Origin of the sequence: Amycolatopsis sp. NPDC005232 (assembly GCF_040607795.1) — a bacterium.
Taxonomy (GTDB): Bacteria; Actinomycetota; Actinomycetes; order Mycobacteriales; family Pseudonocardiaceae; genus Amycolatopsis.
In genome coordinates, this window is record NZ_JBEXHL010000027.1 from 14591 (window position 1) to 31161 (window position 16571).

Consider the following 16571-nt stretch of genomic DNA (forward strand, 5'->3'; position numbering starts at 1 on the left):
AGTGCTGTGAAGCAGGTAGTGCAGAACTACAAGAGCGGGGAGCTGGCCCTCCTCGACGTCCCCGTCCCGGCCTGCAAGCCGGGCGGCGTGCTCGTGCGCACGGTGTACTCGCTGATCTCGACCGGCACCGAGATGATGAAGGTGTCCGAGGCGAGCATGTCGATGATCGGCAAGGCGCGTTCGCGGCCGGACCAGGTCGCCAAGGTGATGCAGAGCGTCGCGACCAACGGCCTCGCCGCCACCTACCGCAAGGTCACCAGCAAGCTCGACTCCTACACGCCGCTGGGCTACTCGCTGTCCGGGGTGGTCGTCGAGGTCGGTGCCGGGTTGGATGGCGCAGGCGACGTGTCCGTTGGAGATCTCGTGGCGTGCGCCGGCAACGAGCACGCGCTGCACTCCGAGCTCAACTGGGTGCCCAAGAACCTCTACGCGCGCGTGCCCGCCGGCCTCGAACCGCGCCACGCGGCGTTCGGCACGGTCGGCTCGATCGCGATGCAGGGCGTGCGCCGCGGCGAGCCGCAGCTCGGTGACCTCGCGCTGGTGATCGGCCTCGGCCTGATCGGGCAGCTCGTGGTGCAGCTGCTGGTCGCCTCCGGCGTGCGCGTCGTCGGCGTGGACCCGGACCCGTCGCGGTGCGAGCTGGCCGAGCGGCTCGGCGCGCTGACCTGCGCGCACCCGGGCTCCGGCACGGTGGACAACGCCGTCGCGGAGCTGTCGGGCGGCCACGGTGTGGACCAGGTCTACCTGGCCGCGGGTGGCGCCTCGAACGACCCGGTGGAGCTGGCCGCACGGCTCGCGCGCGACCGCGGCCGCGTGGTCGACATCGGCAAGATCTCGCTCAACCTGCCGTGGAACGCCTACTACGAGAAGGAACTCGACGTCCGCTTCTCGCGTTCGTACGGGCCGGGCCGCTACGACCCGGAGTACGAGCTCGAGGGCCGCGACTACCCGATCGGCTACGTGCGCTGGACCGAGCGCCGCAACATCGAGTGCTTCCTCGACCTGGCCGCGCGCGACAAGCTCGATGTCGAACCGCTGATCACGCACACCGCCGACTTCTCGACGGCCGTGGAGACGTACAAGTCGCTGCAGGATGGTGACCTCAAGGCCGTCGCGGTGCTCTTCCAGTACCCGGACGGCCCGGAAGGCGAAGCCGACCCGGTGGTTTCCTCGGTCGCGCTGCCCGCGGAGACGGGCACCCGCGCGACTCCGCGTGGCCGCCTGCGCGTCGGGTTCGTGGGTGCCGGCAACTACGCGTCGTCGATGTTGCTGCCGCACCTGGTCGCCCACGACCGCGTGGCACTGTCCGAAGTGGTCACCACGTCGGCGCTCTCGGGTGCCAACGCCAAGCGCAAGTTCGGCTTCGCTCGCGCCACCACGGACCTCGACGCGCTGCTCGCCGACGAGTCGGTGGACACCCTGTTCGTGGTGACGCGCCACAGCTCCCACGCCGAGCTCACCCGCCGCGCGCTGCTCGCCGGCAAGGCCGTGTTCGTGGAGAAGCCGCTGGCGCTGTCGGAGAAGGAGCTGCGCGGGATCGTCGAGGCCATCGAGGAGTCGGGCAACAACCGGCTGCAGGTCGGCTTCAACCGCCGCTTCGCGCCGCTGCTCAACGAGGCCAAGGTGCAGTTCGGTCCCCGGTTGGGGCCGGCTTCGGTGCGCTACCTCGTGAACGCGGGCCGTCTGGAGTCCACCAGCTGGTACAACCAGGCCGACTCCGAGGGCTCCCGGTTCGTCGGCGAGGGCGGCCACTTCATCGACACGGTGAGCTGGTTCCTCGGCAGCGACCCGATCTCGGTCTACGCCACCGCGACCCCGGGCAACGACGACCTGCAGGTGCTGCTCCGCTACGCCGACGGCTCGACCGCGGCCATCAGCTACGTGACCAGCGGCTCCACGTCGTTCCAGAAGGAGACGTTGGAGGTGCTGGCCGACGGCAAGGTGCTGAAGTTCGACGACTTCGCCCGCGCCTCGGTGTACGGCAGGAAGCGCTGGGCCAGCTCGCGCATCCCGAAGGGCCGCGACAAGGGCCAGAAGGCCGAGATCGACGCGTTCGTCACGGCGCTGACCACCGGCGTCGCGATGCCGATCGGTGCCGAGTCGCTGGTGAACACCACGCTGGCCACGCTCGCCGTGAACCGCAGCCTCGAGACCGGCGCGCCGGTGCGGCTGGAGCCGAAGGAGGTGCTCGGCTGATGGATCCGGCCTGGTACCTGCGAAGACTTTCGGCCATGAGCCCGGCCGAGATGGCCGGTCGTGCCACCGACGCGTTGCGTAAGCAGCAGTGGCGTGGGGTCGCGAAGCAGAAACCGGAGTGGCTGTCGCACCGCACGTTCGCGGCGCTGCCCGAGCCGCTTCCCGAGATGAGCGTCGACCGGCGGCACGACCTCCTGCACGCCGCCGACCGGCTGATGGACGGGCACGCCGAGTACTTCGGCGTTGAGCGCACCGATCTCGTGGCGCCCGACTGGTCCTTCGACCCGAAGACCGGCCGACGCGCGCCCGCCGACGCGTACTCCTTCGACATCGCTTACCGCGACGAGGACGCGGTCGGCGACATCAAGCAGATCTGGGAGCCCTCGCGCCACCAGCACCTCACCGTGCTGGCGGCCGCGTACGCGCTGACTGGCGAAGACCGCTACGCCCACCGCGTGGCCGACCACCTGAAGTCCTGGTGGGCGGCCAACCCGCCGATGCGCGGCGTGCACTGGGTGAGCGGCATCGAGCTCGGCATCCGGCTCCTGTCGTGGGTGTGGGTGCGCCGGCTGCTCGACGGCTGGACGGGCGCGTCCGGCCTGTTCGAGGACAACCCCGAGGCACTGCACCAGATCTGGCACCACCAGCGCTGGCTCGCGGCGTTCCCGAGCCGGGGTTCGTCCGCGAACAACCACGTGATCGCCGAGGACGCCGGCCAGCTGGCGGCCGCGTGCGCGTTCGGCTGGTTCCCGGAGTCGGAGGGCTGGCGCGATGCGGCGCTGTGCTCGCTGGACACGCAACTGCAGGCCAACACGTTCGCTTCCGGGCTCAACCGCGAGCTGGCCACGGAGTACCACGGCCTGGTTCTGGAATTGGGTCTCGCGGCCGCGCTGGAAGCCGGCTCGGTCGTGCCGGAGTCGACCTGGCTCGTGCTGCGCCGGATGTGCGACGCGCTGGCGTCCATTGTGGACTCCCACTTGCGGCCGCCGCGCCAGGGCGACGCCGACGACGGCTACGGCCTGATCGTCGACGGCACCGGCACCAGCCGCTGGGCTTCGCTGCTCGCCACCGGCGACGCGTTGTTCGGCCGGCAGGAGTGGTGGCCGAAGGTGCCGGGCGGCGACGTGCGCACCAGGGTGTTCGCCTCGCTCGGCGGTGTCCCCGAGCTCACCGATCCGCGACCCCCGCGGCGGATGGACGACCTTTTCGACGCCGGCATGACGATCCTGCGCACCCCGGCCGAGAACACCGCCGAGCCGGAGATCTGGGTCCGCTGCGACGGCGGCCCCCACGGCTTCCTCGCCATCGCCGCCCACGCCCACGCGGACGCGCTGGCGCTGGAGGTCCGCCACGACGGCGTCGACATTCTCGCCGACCCGGGCACCTACTGCTACCACGGCGAACCCGAGTGGCGCTCCTACTTCCGCTCGACGCTCGGCCACAACACGTTGCAGCTCGGCGACACCGACTCCTCGGCGTCCGGCGGGCCGTTCCTGTGGACCCGGCACGCGCAGACCCGCACGCTCGCGGTCGGCCCGGTGCGCTGGCGCGCCGAGCACGACGGCTACGCGCCGGCCGTGCACCGCCGCTGCGTGGAGCTGGAGGACCGGACGCTGACGATCCTCGACGAGGTCGACGGCGACCTGACGCTGCCGGCGAAGCTGGCCTTCCACCTCGGCCCGCTCGTCGAGGTCACCCTCGACGGCAGCACGGCGCGGCTGAGCTGGCCCGGCCACACGGCAACCTTGGCGCTGCCGCCGACGTTGACTTGGACCGCGCACCGCGGCGAAACGAACCCGCCGCTCGGCTGGTACTCCGGCGGCTTCGGCCGGCGCGAACCGTCGACCACACTGATCGGCACTGGTCCGGCCGCGGAACCCTTGACCACCACGCTGAGTTTTTACCAATCCGACCAAAAGTAGGCCGACCCCCGCGCGGCACGTGACCGTTGCCGCGAAGCCATTCGGCCGTGGCTGTGGTCGGATTGGTAACAATCGGCACAGCAAAAGATCGAGAGGATCCACCCGGTGCGATCGACCAGCAGGCTTTTGCTGTTCCTGGGTCTGCTGTGCCCGCTCGTCCTCGCCGGGTGCACGAGCGCGCCCGACGACGACGCCGCGTCGAGCCAGGCCGCGTCGACGTCGGCGGCGCCGTCCGGGCCGGTGGCGGCGGTGTGCGACAAGATGCCGCCCGGACCCGCCACCGCGCCCGCGGGCGCGCAGGCCGTGGCGGTGACCGACGACTTCGCCGCGAAGGTCCGCGGCGCCGCGGCCGGCACTACGTTCTGGCTCGCGCCGGGCAGCCATCACCTCGGCGACGACCGGTTCGACCAGGTCCAGCCCAAGGACGGCGACGTGTTCGTCGGCGGGCCGGGCGCGGTGCTCGACGGGCGCAAGATCAACCAGTACGCCTTCACCGGCCACGCCAAGAACGTGAAGATCACCAACCTCACCGTGCAGAACTTCGTCGCCCCGCGCGATGAAGGCGTGGTCAACCACGACTCCGGCGACGGTTGGGTGATCCAGCACGCCACCCTGCAGGACAACGACGGCGCCGGCCTGATGGCAGGCAACAAGCAGCAGGTGCTCGACAACTGCCTGCGCCGCAACGGCCAATACGGCATGAACGCGTTCTCCGCCGACGACGACATCACCGGGCTGGTGGTGCGCGGCAACGAGATCACCGGCAACAACACCGGTGACTGGGAGAAGAAGATCGACGGCTGCGGCTGCACCGGCGGCATCAAGTTCTGGGCCGTCAACGGTGCCGACGTCGTCGGCAACTGGGTGCACGACAACCGCGGCACCGGCCTGTGGGCCGACACGAACGACAACGACTTCCTCATCGAGGGCAACCTCATCGAGAGCAACGACAGCGCGGCGATCATCTACGAGACCAGCTACAACGCCGTGATCCGCAACAACACGATCCGGCGCAACAACCTCGTCGACGGCCGCGACTACGCCGACCGCGGCGACTCGTTCCCGACCGCGACGATCTACATCTCCGAGTCCGGCGGCGAACCGCGCGTGAAGGCCCGCACGTCGAAGCTCGAGATCTACGGCAACGTGTTCGAGAACAACTGGAACGGCATCACCCTGTGGGAGAACGCCGACCGCTTCTGCAACAGCCCGGCCAACACCTCCAGCGGCGTCTGCACGAAGCTCCAGCCCGACACCGCCAAGTGCGCCGCGCCGGCGATCGCGCAGAAGCCGCTCTACGACGACTGCCGCTGGAAGACCCAGCGCGTGGACATCCACAACAACCGTTTCACGCTGCAGCCCTCGGCGATCGGCTGCGAGGAGACGTGCGGGCGCATGGGACTGCTGTCGAACTTCGGCACCTACCCGGACTGGTCGCCGTACAAGGGTGACGTGGTGCAGAACGCGATCACCTTCAAACAGGGCAACAGCTGGCACGACAACGCGTACGTGGGGCCGTGGACCTTCATCGCCACCGACATGAGCCACGTCCTCGGCATCGGCGAGTGGGAGGGCGCGCCCTACAACCAGGACGCGCGCACGACGTATGAGCGCGGCGGGGGAGGGTGACCATGGCGGTACTGGCCGACATCCGGCGACCGACACCGGCGGAGACCGGCGAGCGCACCCCGAAGCTCGTCGGGGCCGCGTGGGCGCTGCTGATCCTCAACACGCTCGGCTCGACCGGCGCGGAGACCGTGATCCCGATGCCGCGCGCGGTGAGCCAGCTCGTGACCATGGGCGCGCTGATGACAGCGTTCGTGATCGCGCTGGCGCTGAACCCGCGGCTGAAGATCCGGCCGAGCGCGTATCTGCTGCTGCTCACGCTGCTGCTGGTCACGAGCACCGTCGCGAGTCTGCACCTGGAAGCCGGGTTCGGGTCGCTGTTCCGGTGCTTCCGCTTCGGGGTGTTCCTCGCGACGCTGTGGCTGCTCACGCGCTGGTGGAACGGGTCGTTCACGTTCGTGCGCCACCACATCAAGATGTTCAGCGCCGTGCTGGTGTCGGTGGCGATCGGGCTCGTGATCGCGCCGGGCAAGGCCATGCCGGAGAGCTACGGCGGCCGGCTCGCGGGCGCGGTGTGGCCGCTGACGCCGCCGCAGGTCGGGCAGTACGCGGCCGTGATCGCGGGCCTGGCGGCGCTGCTGTGGCTGGGCAAGCGCACGACGATGACGAGCGCGTTGATCGTGATCGTGCCCTCGCTCGGGCTGCTCCTGCTCTCGCACACACGCACGGCGACGCTCGGTCTCGTGGCCGGGCTCGTGGTCGCGCTGCTGTCGCTGGCCATGACGAACTCCCGCGCGCGCAAGGTGTTCACCACGTTCGTGCTGGTGGCGGGCTTCTCCGTGGTGGTCCTCGGCGGGCTGCTGCAGGCGTGGTTCCTGCGCGGGCAGAGCGAGGAGAACTTCTCCAGCCTCACCGGCCGCGCGAAGGTGTGGGACGCGCTGCTGGCCGCGCCGCGCACGGTCAACGAGTACATCTTCGGCGTGGGACTCACCGACAAGTCCTACGACGGGCTGCCGATCGACAACAGCTGGCTCGCCGTCTACCACGAGCAGGGGTTCACGGGCATCGCGATCGTCGCGGCGTTCCTGCTGGTGCTGGTCGCCGTGGCCGTGCTGCGGCCGCCGTCGCTGGCGCGCGCGTGTGCGATCTTCCTGATCACGTACTGCATTTCCGCGTCCTACACCGAGGCCGGGCTCGGTGACGCGTCGCCGTACCTGCTGCACCTGGCGCTGGCCGCGTCGCTGCTGGCCCAGGGCACGGTGCGGGCCACTTCCGACGAAGAGTTCATTCCGAAGGGGCAGCCCGCATGAAGGTGCTCGTGGTCCACAACCGCTACCGCTCGGAGCAGCCGAGCGGGGAGAACAACGTGGTCGACGCCGAGACGGCTTTGCTGGCGGCCGGCGGCGTTCGGGTTTCGTTGTTCGAGCGGCAGAGCGACGACATCGCTGCGATGTCCTTGCCCCGCAAGGCTTTGGTGCCCGTGCAGGTGCCGTGGAACCGTTCGGCGCGGGCTGAGCTGACGGCTCGGTTGCAGGTCGAGCGGCCGGATGTGGTGCACGTTCACAACACGTTCCCGCTCCTGTCGCCCTCGGTGCTGGCGGCGTGCGCGGACGCGCGGGTGCCGGTGGTGGCGACGCTGCACAACTACGGCATGGTCTGCCCGCCCGGCACGCTCTACCGCGACGGGCGGATCTGCACGGACTGCGTGGGTGGCGCGCCCGTTCCCGCCGTTCGGCACGGGTGTTACCGGGGCTCGCCCGCGGCGACGGTGCCGATGGCCGCGAACCTCCTGCTGAACCGCTCGCGGTGGCGCAGCGACGTGACGCGCTTCTTCTGCATCTCCGACGCCCAGCGGCGGTTGCTCGTGGACGCGGGGATGCCGGCTTCGCGGATGACGGTGAAGCACAACTTCGTGACCGATCCGGGCGTTCGGCGGGTGGGCGATGGTTCGCACGTGCTGTTCCTCGGCCGGCTGACGGAGGAAAAGGGCGTGCCGCTGCTGATGGCGGCGTGGGACCTGCTCGGCGGTTCGCTCGGCTCGCCGCTGGTGATCGCGGGCACCGGGCCGCTTTCGGACGACGTCGCCGCTTGGGCTTCTTCACGCTCGGACGTCTCGTACGTCGGGCTGCAGGACAAGGCGGCTTGCCAGAAGCTGACCGCCTCGGCGGCCGCGGTGGCCGCCCCTTCGGCGTGGCTGGAGGCGTTCGGCCTCGTCGTGGTCGAGGCCATGGCCGCCGGCGTGCCGACCCTCGCACCCGCCCACGGCGCCTTCGAAGAACTGATCTCCGACGGTGTCACGGGCGTCCTTCACGAGCCCGGCTCCGCTTCGGCGCTCGCCGACGCCCTTCGCGACGTCCTCGCCGACCCCGAACGCAACCACAAGATGGGCGACGCCGCCCGCCGGCGCTACGACGAGGACTTCACCCCCGCCGTGGGATTCCGGCGGTTGGTCGAGGGATACGAGGCCACGATCGCCGCCTACCGCCCGGCTTGACACCGAGGTGACGAAAGCCGCCGTACGGTTCTCCTCGGCGGGTTGTCCGCTTGCTGCTCGGTCCGGTCAGGGTTCCGCGGGTGAAAGGGCGCTCGGCTCGATGAGAGATTCCGCTCGATGAGATCCGCCGTCCGCGCGGCGCCGCCCGCGCTGCCGGTGTCCGTGCGCACGCCGGTGTTGGTCGCCGCCGGCCTGGGTTTGGTCGTGCTGGTGGTCCTCGCCGTCCTCTTCGCAGGGGAGTCGCAACCCACCGCGTTCGACACCCCGCTCCTGCCTGGCCCTGACTTGCTGCCGGATCCTTGGTGGTACCTCGCCACGGCCGTGGACTTCGTCGGGGAGCCGGCGGGCTCGGCGATCGTGATCGTGCTCATCACCGGCGGCGCGCTGCTCGCCCGCCGCCCCCGCACGGCCGTGCTCACGCTGGTCGGCTGCGGGCTCACGGTGGCGGTGACGTCGCTGCTCAAGCCCATCACCGGCCGCACCATCCACGGCCACTTCCTGTCCTACCCGAGCGGCCACACCGCCTTCGCGACCGCCCTGGCGCTGATCGGCGCGTTCGTACTGGCCGACCGCCTGCACCGCGCCGCCGCCATCACCCTGACGCTCACCCTCGCGCTCATCTGCGGCGCACTGATGGCCTGGGCCGAAGTCGGCCTCGGCGCCCACTACCCGACCGACACCATCGGCGGCTTCGCGGCGGCGCTCGCCATCATCCCGGCCACCGCGTTCGCCATCGACCGCGTCGCCGTGCGGCTTTAGGCCCTGTTCTCCTCAAGCCTGCGCCGCTGCGAGCCGCACGCGGAGGCCGTCGACGAACAGCTCCAGGCCGAACGCGAACCGAGCCTCGGGGGCGGCCTTGCGCACGCTGTCCATCGCGTGGTGCAGCCGATCGTCGGACCCGGCGCCGCGCGCCCGGTCGCCGGAGCGTTCAGCTTGCTCTTCGATCGTGTGGCCGAGCACGTAGTGCAGGAGCGCGAAGACGACCCAGCCAGCGCGTTCGATCGGCAAGCCGGCGTCGGCGAGGGCACGGAGGGCCGCTTCGCCGCCGCGGACGATGTTCGGCTCCACGACGGAGGTGCCGGCGACCACCCGCGCCCCGTCGCGGTGCGCGAGGAGGGCGCCGCGTGCGCGGTGGGCCAGCTCGACCAGTTGCGCGTCCCACGGACCGTCATCGAACGGCGTGTCCGTGATCGCGGCCGTGATCCGGTCGGCCATCGCGCCGAGCAGCGCGTCCTTGTCCTTGAAAAGCTCGTGGATCGCGTCGGTCCGAACGCCGAGGCGGGCGCCGATCTCGCGCATGGTCAGCCCGTCGAGTCCCTCGGCGTCGAGGAGTTCCAGCGCCGCCGTGACGAAGTCCGTGCGCTTCAGCGGCATGTCACCAGTCTGCGCCTGAATCGACCGCGTCAGAACTTGCTGCCCTGGTCCTGCCCGTACGGCCCCGCCTGCCACTGCTCCGGCGTCAGCACCCGGCTGGTGTCGTGGGCGACGAACATCCACGGACCCGAGTACGTGTTGTCGCTGAAGTGGTTGTTCTGGTCGAAGGTGATGGCCTGCTGCACCACGCCGCCCTTGTACGGGGACCAGTCGGGGTAGCTGCCGTAGTTGGACAGCACCGCCATGCGGCCGCAGAACTGCGTGCAGCCCAGGTGCGCCGGGTCGAAGGTGAACGTGTTGTCGTGCACCGTCACGTTCTGTGTCTTCCAGCGGCAGTCGTCGTACAGCGGCTTCTGCGCGATGCCCGGCGCGCTGCACTGGGCCTTCGTGGCGAACGGCGTGCAGTAGCCCGTGGACGTGTTGGCCGGGCTGTTGCAGAAGCGGTCGGCGTTCTCCCACAGGGCGACGCCGCCCCAGTTGTCCTCGAAGGTGTTGCCGCCGATGTCGATCTGGTGCGTGCGCGCGCCCAGCCGGGGTTCGCCGCCGGACTCGGAGAGGTAGATCGTGGCGACGGGGAAGTTGTCGCCCTTGGCGGCGCGGGCGCGGCCGGCGACGAGGCCGTTGCGGCGGAACACGTTGCCGCTGACGGTGAGGTTGTGGCTGATCTCGTAGAACAGCGCCTCGGCGTCGTTGTCCTCGATCACGTTGTCCTGCACGAGGAAGTCGTTGTCGTTGGTGTCGGCCCACAGACCGGGGCCGTGGTTGCCGTGGACCCAGTTGCCGGTGATGTCGGCGCCGTTCACGGCCCAGAACTTCACGCCGCCGCTGCAGCCGCAGCCCGGCGCCTTGGTCTCCCAGTCGTCGGTGTTGTTGCCGGTGATCTCGTTGCCCTCCAGCACGAGCCCGGTGATGCCGTCGCCGGCGCGGTAGGCGTTCATGCCGTACTGGCCGTTGTCCTTCAGGCAGCTGCCCCGGACTTCCTGCCGGTCGCCCGCCATCAGCGCGGCGCCGCGGTTGTCCTCGACGGTGCTGTCCTCGATGACCCAGTGCGTGCCCGAGTCGTGGTTCACCACGCCCTGGTCCTGCGGCGCGGCGAAGCCCCGCACGGTGAGGCCGCGGATCGTCACATCCTTGGCCTGTCCGGTGAACGCGGCCTGGTTGACGCCGCGGCCATCGAGGACGGCGCCCGGCGCGCCGAGGTAGGTGTCGCCGTCCTTGGGCTGGACCTGGCCGAACGCGTCGGTGCCGAGCGTGTGCGTGCCGGGCTTGAGCCAGAACGTGGTGCCCGCCGGGCTGTCCGACGTGCGCTGCGCGAGCTCGCTGTCGTGCGCCGGGTCCACCACCACGGCCCCGGACGGCGCCGATGCGTACTCCGTCACCGTCGTGCCGCACACCGCCGCGGGCCCGGCCGAGGCTGTCGTTGCGGCTGCGGCTTCACCCGCGCCACTCGCCAGCAGTACGAGCCCCACCACGACGGCCACGGATCTACCCATGGCCCCACGCTACGGTCCGCCGGTACGCCCGTAACTTCCCTGATGGGGTCCGCCGACTGCCCCGACGAGTGAATCTTCCTTGCCCGACAACACATTTCCGCGAAATTGCGCACTTGGTGGATCATTTCCGAAGTGGACTGATCAGCTCAGGTCCGTCGAATCGTTGATCCGCTGAAGCGAGCCTCCCGTGCCGTCGCCCTTCACCTGTGGCACGCCCAGCAGGTCGCCGATCCCCGCCGACCTCGGCGGCAGGTCGACGCCGCCGACGTTGACGGGTGAGGCACCGTTCCACGTGTGCGGTTTGCCGTGCGCCTCACCGATCTCCATCACGTACTTGCCCGGGTTCTGGGCCTGGTGGTGCTGCACCGACTCGGCGCCGTAGGAGTTGAACATCGCGTGGCGCTGGAACAGCCCGGCGCCGCCGTCGAGGTCGCGCCGCGCCGGGTTGCCGCCGATGCCGACCACGTCGACGCCCTCCTTCTTCGCAGAGTCGATCACCTGGCCCACCAGCTTGCCGTTCGGACTGGAGTCGAGGTACTTCTTCAGGTCCGGGTGCATCTCGCTGCCGGGCGGGGAGTTGAGGTAGTCCTTGACCATGCCGTTGTGCGCGTCGTCGCGCAGGCTTTCCAGGTAGACCTTGTTGACGCCGTTGTTCTTCAGGTCGCCCATGTTGTCGCGCATCATCTCGAGGCCCGGGTGCTTGCCGTCGTGCTTGCCGCCGACGACCACGCCGTCGTACTTGTCCAGCAACGAGCCGGTGGCCTCGTGCTTGTCCATGACGGGGCGCAGCCGGTCGTCCACTTCCTGATCGCGGCCCGCGTCGCGGTGGTCCTGCTTGTTGTTCTCGGTCACCTGGTTCGCCGTGTGCTGGTCGCGGCGGTCCTGCTGCTCCCAGAAGTTCCTCGTGTTCGGGTCGTTGCGGCCCAGCGCATCGACGGCCTGCCGGTCCTTGGACACCGGTGAGACCAGGCCGTCGCTGCGCGCTTGTTCGTGCAGCTTCCCGCCGAGCCCGCGGTTGTTCTCCAGCATCGTCTGGGCGTCGCCGTTGAGCGTCAGGCGCTGCTTGTTCGGGTTCGGCACACCGGCCTTCTCCGCGATGTCGTTGAACTTCTGCTCGTCGCGGATCTTGTTCGGCGTCCGGCCGGCCTTGCCCGACTTGCGCGGCCCGCGCAGGTTCAGCGAAGGTCCGTCCGGCGTGCTGTGCGCCTGGTCGAACGAAAGCTTGCACGGCGCCAGCCCGAGCGGGTCGGTCCAGCCGACGGGGTCGGCGACGTACGCGTACGGGTTCGTCGCCGGGCTCAGGCCCGACGGGTCGGGGCTGAGGTAGCGCGCCGCGGCCGGGTCGTAGTAGCGGTGGAAGTTGTAGTGCAGGCCGGTTTCGTCGTCGTGGTACTGCCCGGCGAAGCGCAGTGGCGTCGGCATCGGACCGGTCGCGGCGCCCCACGCGGTGAGCGTGCCGTGCCAGACCAGGCCCTGTTCGGCGTCGAGCAGCTCGGTCGGGGCACCGGCGAGGTCGGTGACGACGCCGCGGAGGCGGTGGTCGCGCCATTCGCCGCCGGCCTGGTGAAGCACGCGTTCGGTCTGTGTGAGCACGCGGCCGCTGCCGGGTTCGGTGTGCCAGACCAGGGCCCGCACGCCGTCGGTGACCTGCTCGGCGAGCTGTTCACCGTCCCAGGTGAACTCGGTGCGGGTGCGCAGGGTGCCGGCGGCGTCGAGGAGCTCCTTGGCGGCACGGCGGCCGAGTGCGTCGTAGCGGTAGCGCCAGTGGTGGCCGGCCGGGGTGTGCACGGCGACGAGCCGCTCGTGACCGTCCCACTCGTACCGCCATTCGTTGCCTTCGGTCCGGCGCAGCACGAGCTTGCCGTCTGGGTCGTACTCGTACTCCGCGGTGTCGTCGCGCTTGAGCAGGCTGCCGGCGTATACGCGGTTGCCGGGCTGCACGAGGTTGCCCGCCGCGTCGTAGCCGTAGGTCTCGCGGCTCGCCGGGCCCTCGACGGCCAGCGGACGGCCGATCGGGTCCAGCCGGAGCTGCCGCCGCCCGGTCAGCGCGTCGTCGACCGCGGTCACGGTGTCGTCGTGGCGGTAGTGCAGCGAGCGCTGCTGCAGCGGCCTGCCGTCGGCAAGGGTCTGCGTGACGAGCCGGTCGCGCGCGTCCCAGCCTTGGCGCAGCTGCACCTTCCCCAGCCGCCGCTCGACTTCGCGGCCTTCGAGGTCACGCACGGAGGTGAGCTCACGGCCCGCGGTGAGCAGCGCGATCGGCCGGCCCGCCGCGTCGTGGCGCCATTCGGCACGAGCGCCGGTCGGCGTCGTACGCGAGGTGCGTCGGGCCGAAGCGTCGAAAGTGGACGAAAGCAGGCGGCCGTTCACGGACTCCTCGACCAGGCGCCCGGCTGGGTCGTAGGTGCGGCGCAGGTCCGCGTCCTCGTTGACGGCCCGGACGAGCCGGCCGGCGGGGTCGTACTCGTAGGTGGCGACGGCGCCGTCGGCGTCCAGCCGCACGATCCGGCCGGCCGCGTCGTAGCCGAAGCGCAGCACACGGCCGCTCGCCGAGGTCTGCTCGACCAGCCGGCCCGCGGCGTCGTAGCGGAAGGCGCGGCGGCGGCCGTCGTAGTCGGTGTCGGCGGCGAGCCGGCCGGCGGCGTCGTACTCGTAGCGCCACTGCGCGCCCAGCTCGTTGCGCACGCCCGTGACGCGGGTTTCGGTGTCGTAGCTCAGTTCCACGCGCGAGCCGTCGACGGCGGTCAGGGCCACCGGCCGGTCGAACCCGGAGTAGTCCGTGCGCGAGACCGTGGTGGCTTCGCGGGTTTCGCGGAGGTTGCCTTCGCCGTCGTGGCGGTAGGTCACGCTCGTGCCGTCCGGGCGCGTGACGCTCAGCCGCTCGCCCTCGACGGTCCACGCGGTGCGCGTGGTCGCACCCAGCGCGGTGGTCTCGGCGGCGGGGCGGCCGAAGCGGTCGAACACGGTGCGCTGCGTCGCGCCGACGGCGTCGGTCACCGCGATCGGCAGCCCGGCGGCGTCGTACTCGTAGCGGGTCACCTCGCCGAGTGGCCCGGTGACGCTGGCCGGCAGGCCCGGCCGCGCGTAGGTGAAGCGGGTGCGGGCGCCGAGCGGGTCGACGGCCGCCGCGACGTCACCGTCCTCCGTGTACTCCCGCAGCCACACCGCGCCGTCTGCTTCGACGACCTTCACCGGGCGGTGCTCGTCGTCGTACTCGGCGGTGGTGCGCGAGCCGTCGGCGGCGACGATCTCCACGAGGTCGCCGGCCTCGTCGTAGTGGTTGCGGGTGGTGGCGCCGAGCGCGTCGGTGCTCGAGAGCAGCCGGTCGCGGTCGTCCCACTCCATGCGCGTGGTGAAGCCGAGCGGGTCGGTGACCGCGACGACCTGGAACGCGTCGTTGAGGTCGAACACCGTGGTGGCCCCGAGCGAATCGACGGCCGTGGTGCGGCGCGGCTCGTACGCGAGGCTGTAGCGCAGATCGCCGTCGCGGCCTTCGGCGCGTACGCAGCGGCCCTGCGCGTCGTAGGAGTAGCGGTACCACATGCCGTTGCGGTCTTCCCAGCTCGCGAGCCGGCCCTCGGCGTCGTAGCCGAAGCGCAGCGGGAGGTCCGAGGAGTTGCGCACCTCGGCCAAGTTCGCGCGCTCGTCGTAGGCGTAGCGCACGAGGACGACCGGCGCGCCGCCGCTGAGCAGCGTGAGCTCCGTTACGCGGCCGTCGTCGGTGGTCACGCCGACGTGGTGGCCCGCCGAGTGGGTGAGGTCGGTCAGCGTGCCGGCGTCGTCGTAGGACAGGCGGAAGTACTGGTCGCCGGTCATCGTGCTCACGGTTACCAGGCGCCCGGTCGCGCCGGAGAACAGCAGCGCGCGGCCGCGGTCGGCCTGGGTGAGCACGTAGGAGCCGTCGATGGCGCGCGTCAGCGGCCACGCCGGGCCGGTCACCGGCAGCACCTCGCCGCCGACCACGGGCTTCGGGTACTCGAGGAAGGTGCCGTCTTCGGCCGCGAAGTGCACGGCGTCGCCGTCGGCTTCGAGCCGCTGGTCGAGCGTCGAGGCCCACGAGGAGCCGAAGGCGCGCCCGATCCGGTACGACGACAGGTGCGTGCGCGAGAGGACCAGTGGCAGCGTCGCGTCCAGCCGGACGTCCTCTTGAGTGAGCATGACCCGGCCCGTGGAGACGTCGATCGGGTCACCGCAGGCGAGGCGGTCGGCCGTCGGAGTGTCGTTCGAGCGCGGGGTGGTGTTGGTGTCCTTGATCGAGCTCTGCTTGGTGGTGGTGTCCTTGGCTCCGCCGCCCTTGCCGGCGCTGCTGCCGCCGCCGACGCCGCGGTCGGCCGGCGGCGGGTCGAGCGGCGGCGGGTCGCTCTTGGCCGGATCGGTTTTCGCCGGCGGCGGGGTGCTCTTGGCCGGCGGCGGGGTTTCCCCGGCGCTCGACGCGTGGGTCGAGTCGTCGCCTGATTTGCCCGCCTTGCCCGGGGGCGGCGTGTAGTCCGTGCCCGAGCCGCTGTAGCCGGATCCGCCCGAGCCGGCGTCGTCGGCGCCCTTCGAGGCGGGTGGCGGCGTGTAGTCCTTGGGGGTGCCCTCGTAACCGGAGGCGTGGGTGCCGTCGTCGCCGCCCTTCGAGGCGGGTGGCGGGGAGTAGTCCTTCGGCGTGCCCTCGTAACCGGAGGCCTTCGTGCCGCCGCTGTCGGCGCCACCCGACTTCACCGGCGGCGCGTCCGGCGTGCCGCTGAGGTCCTTCGTCTTTGCCGGCGGCGTGATCTTGCCGCCCTTGAGCCCCTTCAACGCCTTGCCCGCGTCCTCGAACAGCGTCCCCGCCTTCTTCAGCAGCGGGATCAACGCCTTCAGCGCCTTGACCAGCTTCGTCACGACGTCGGTGATCTTCGACGCGGTCTTCGCGACGGCGTTGATGACCTGCGGCACCACCCACGTCAACCCGATCCCGAGCGTGAACACCACCTGCAACGCCCAGCTGATCATGTGCCCGATCAGGTCGGCGATGATGTCGCGCACCAGCGCGCGCACCGCGCCGACGACCTCGCCGGCCGTCTTCACACCGCTGGCCGCGCCCTCGGTGCCCTTCTGCGCACTTCCCAGCAGTGCCGCCAGATCCTGGCTGCGCTGGCGGTACGCGTCCGCCGCGGACCCCGTCCACGACTGCAGGTCCGCCTGCACCATGTCCTGCAGGTCCGACGCCACGGCCTCCAGCTCACCCGCGACGTTCTTCCAGGTCTCCGACTGCGCGGCGATCTGGTCCGCGTTGCCGGTCAGCCCGTTGAGCGCTTCCTTGAGCGGCCCGACGTGCTCCATCAGCCAGCCGACGCCCGCCGCGAGGATCGCGCCGAACGGGTCCATGGCCATCGACAGCGCGTCGAGCGCCGTCCCGACCGCTCCCATCGCCACCGACGCCCAGTCGCCGGTCTCGATCGCCGTCTTCAGGTCGTTGGCGTCTTCAAGCAGCGTGATGCCCGAATACGCCTTCGTCGAGTCCTGTGTCGGCGCGATCAAGGGATTGCTCATGAATGAGACACG

9 protein-coding genes are annotated in these 16571 nt (G+C 70.7%); 6 read left to right on the forward strand and 3 right to left on the reverse strand.

Annotation, left to right across the window (positions count from 1 at the left end; all coding sequences use genetic code 11):
• Positions 1-6 precede the first annotated feature (6 nt).
• The 6 genes from ABZU76_RS36760 to ABZU76_RS36785 all read left to right on the forward strand — a co-directional run bounded on the left by ABZU76_RS36760 (position 7) and on the right by ABZU76_RS36785 (position 8937).
• Positions 7-2196, forward strand: coding sequence for a bi-domain-containing oxidoreductase (locus ABZU76_RS36760; protein WP_354878300.1), 2190 nt, complete (start codon positions 7-9; stop codon positions 2194-2196).
• Positions 2196-4118, forward strand: a complete 1923-nt coding sequence (locus tag ABZU76_RS36765) for an alginate lyase family protein (RefSeq protein ID WP_354878303.1) — start codon at positions 2196-2198, stop codon at positions 4116-4118. Before ABZU76_RS36760 ends, ABZU76_RS36765 begins: the two co-directional genes overlap by 1 nt.
• A gap of 261 nt (positions 4119-4379) precedes the next feature.
• Complete coding sequence (locus ABZU76_RS36770) at positions 4380-5747, forward strand: right-handed parallel beta-helix repeat-containing protein (RefSeq protein WP_354878531.1); 1368 nt, start codon at positions 4380-4382, stop codon at positions 5745-5747.
• Positions 5748-5749: 2 nt separating this feature from the next.
• Positions 5750-6994, forward strand: coding sequence for an O-antigen ligase family protein (locus ABZU76_RS36775; RefSeq protein ID WP_354878306.1), 1245 nt, complete (start codon positions 5750-5752; stop codon positions 6992-6994).
• Positions 6991-8178, forward strand: a complete 1188-nt coding sequence (locus tag ABZU76_RS36780; RefSeq protein WP_354878309.1) for a glycosyltransferase family 4 protein — start codon at positions 6991-6993, stop codon at positions 8176-8178. Before ABZU76_RS36775 ends, ABZU76_RS36780 begins: the two co-directional genes overlap by 4 nt.
• A gap of 117 nt (positions 8179-8295) precedes the next feature.
• Complete coding sequence (locus tag ABZU76_RS36785) at positions 8296-8937, forward strand: phosphatase PAP2 family protein (RefSeq protein WP_354878312.1); 642 nt, start codon at positions 8296-8298, stop codon at positions 8935-8937.
• Between the two features lie 12 nt (positions 8938-8949).
• Here the strand turns inward: ABZU76_RS36785 and ABZU76_RS36790 are convergent, their stop codons facing one another.
• From ABZU76_RS36790 to ABZU76_RS36800, 3 genes are all read right to left on the reverse strand, one after another.
• Complete coding sequence (locus tag ABZU76_RS36790) at positions 8950-9552, reverse strand: TetR/AcrR family transcriptional regulator C-terminal domain-containing protein (RefSeq protein WP_354878315.1); 603 nt, start codon at positions 9550-9552, stop codon at positions 8950-8952.
• Between the two features lie 29 nt (positions 9553-9581).
• Positions 9582-11045: a right-handed parallel beta-helix repeat-containing protein gene (locus ABZU76_RS36795; protein ID WP_354878318.1), complete on the reverse strand. Its 1464-nt coding sequence runs from the start codon at positions 11043-11045 to the stop codon at positions 9582-9584.
• A gap of 141 nt (positions 11046-11186) precedes the next feature.
• The gene (locus ABZU76_RS36800; protein WP_354878321.1) at positions 11187-16559 is read right to left on the reverse strand and encodes an RHS repeat-associated core domain-containing protein; all 5373 of its coding nucleotides are present in this window, start codon (positions 16557-16559) and stop codon (positions 11187-11189) included.
• Positions 16560-16571 lie beyond the last annotated feature (12 nt).

Coding starts and splice junctions, on each gene's coding strand:
- ABZU76_RS36765 (WP_354878303.1), top strand. CDS start 2,196: ATGGATCCGGCCTGGTACCTGCGAAGACTTTCGGCCATGAGCCCGGCC.
- ABZU76_RS36770 (WP_354878531.1), top strand. CDS start 4,380: ATGCCGCCCGGACCCGCCACCGCGCCCGCGGGCGCGCAGGCCGTGGCG.
- ABZU76_RS36775 (WP_354878306.1), top strand. CDS start 5,750: ATGGCGGTACTGGCCGACATCCGGCGACCGACACCGGCGGAGACCGGC.
- ABZU76_RS36780 (WP_354878309.1), top strand. CDS start 6,991: ATGAAGGTGCTCGTGGTCCACAACCGCTACCGCTCGGAGCAGCCGAGC.
- ABZU76_RS36785 (WP_354878312.1), top strand. CDS start 8,296: ATGAGATCCGCCGTCCGCGCGGCGCCGCCCGCGCTGCCGGTGTCCGTG.
- ABZU76_RS36790 (WP_354878315.1), bottom strand. CDS start 9,552: ATGCCGCTGAAGCGCACGGACTTCGTCACGGCGGCGCTGGAACTCCTC.
- ABZU76_RS36795 (WP_354878318.1), bottom strand. CDS start 11,045: ATGGGTAGATCCGTGGCCGTCGTGGTGGGGCTCGTACTGCTGGCGAGT.
- ABZU76_RS36800 (WP_354878321.1), bottom strand. CDS start 16,559: ATGAGCAATCCCTTGATCGCGCCGACACAGGACTCGACGAAGGCGTAT.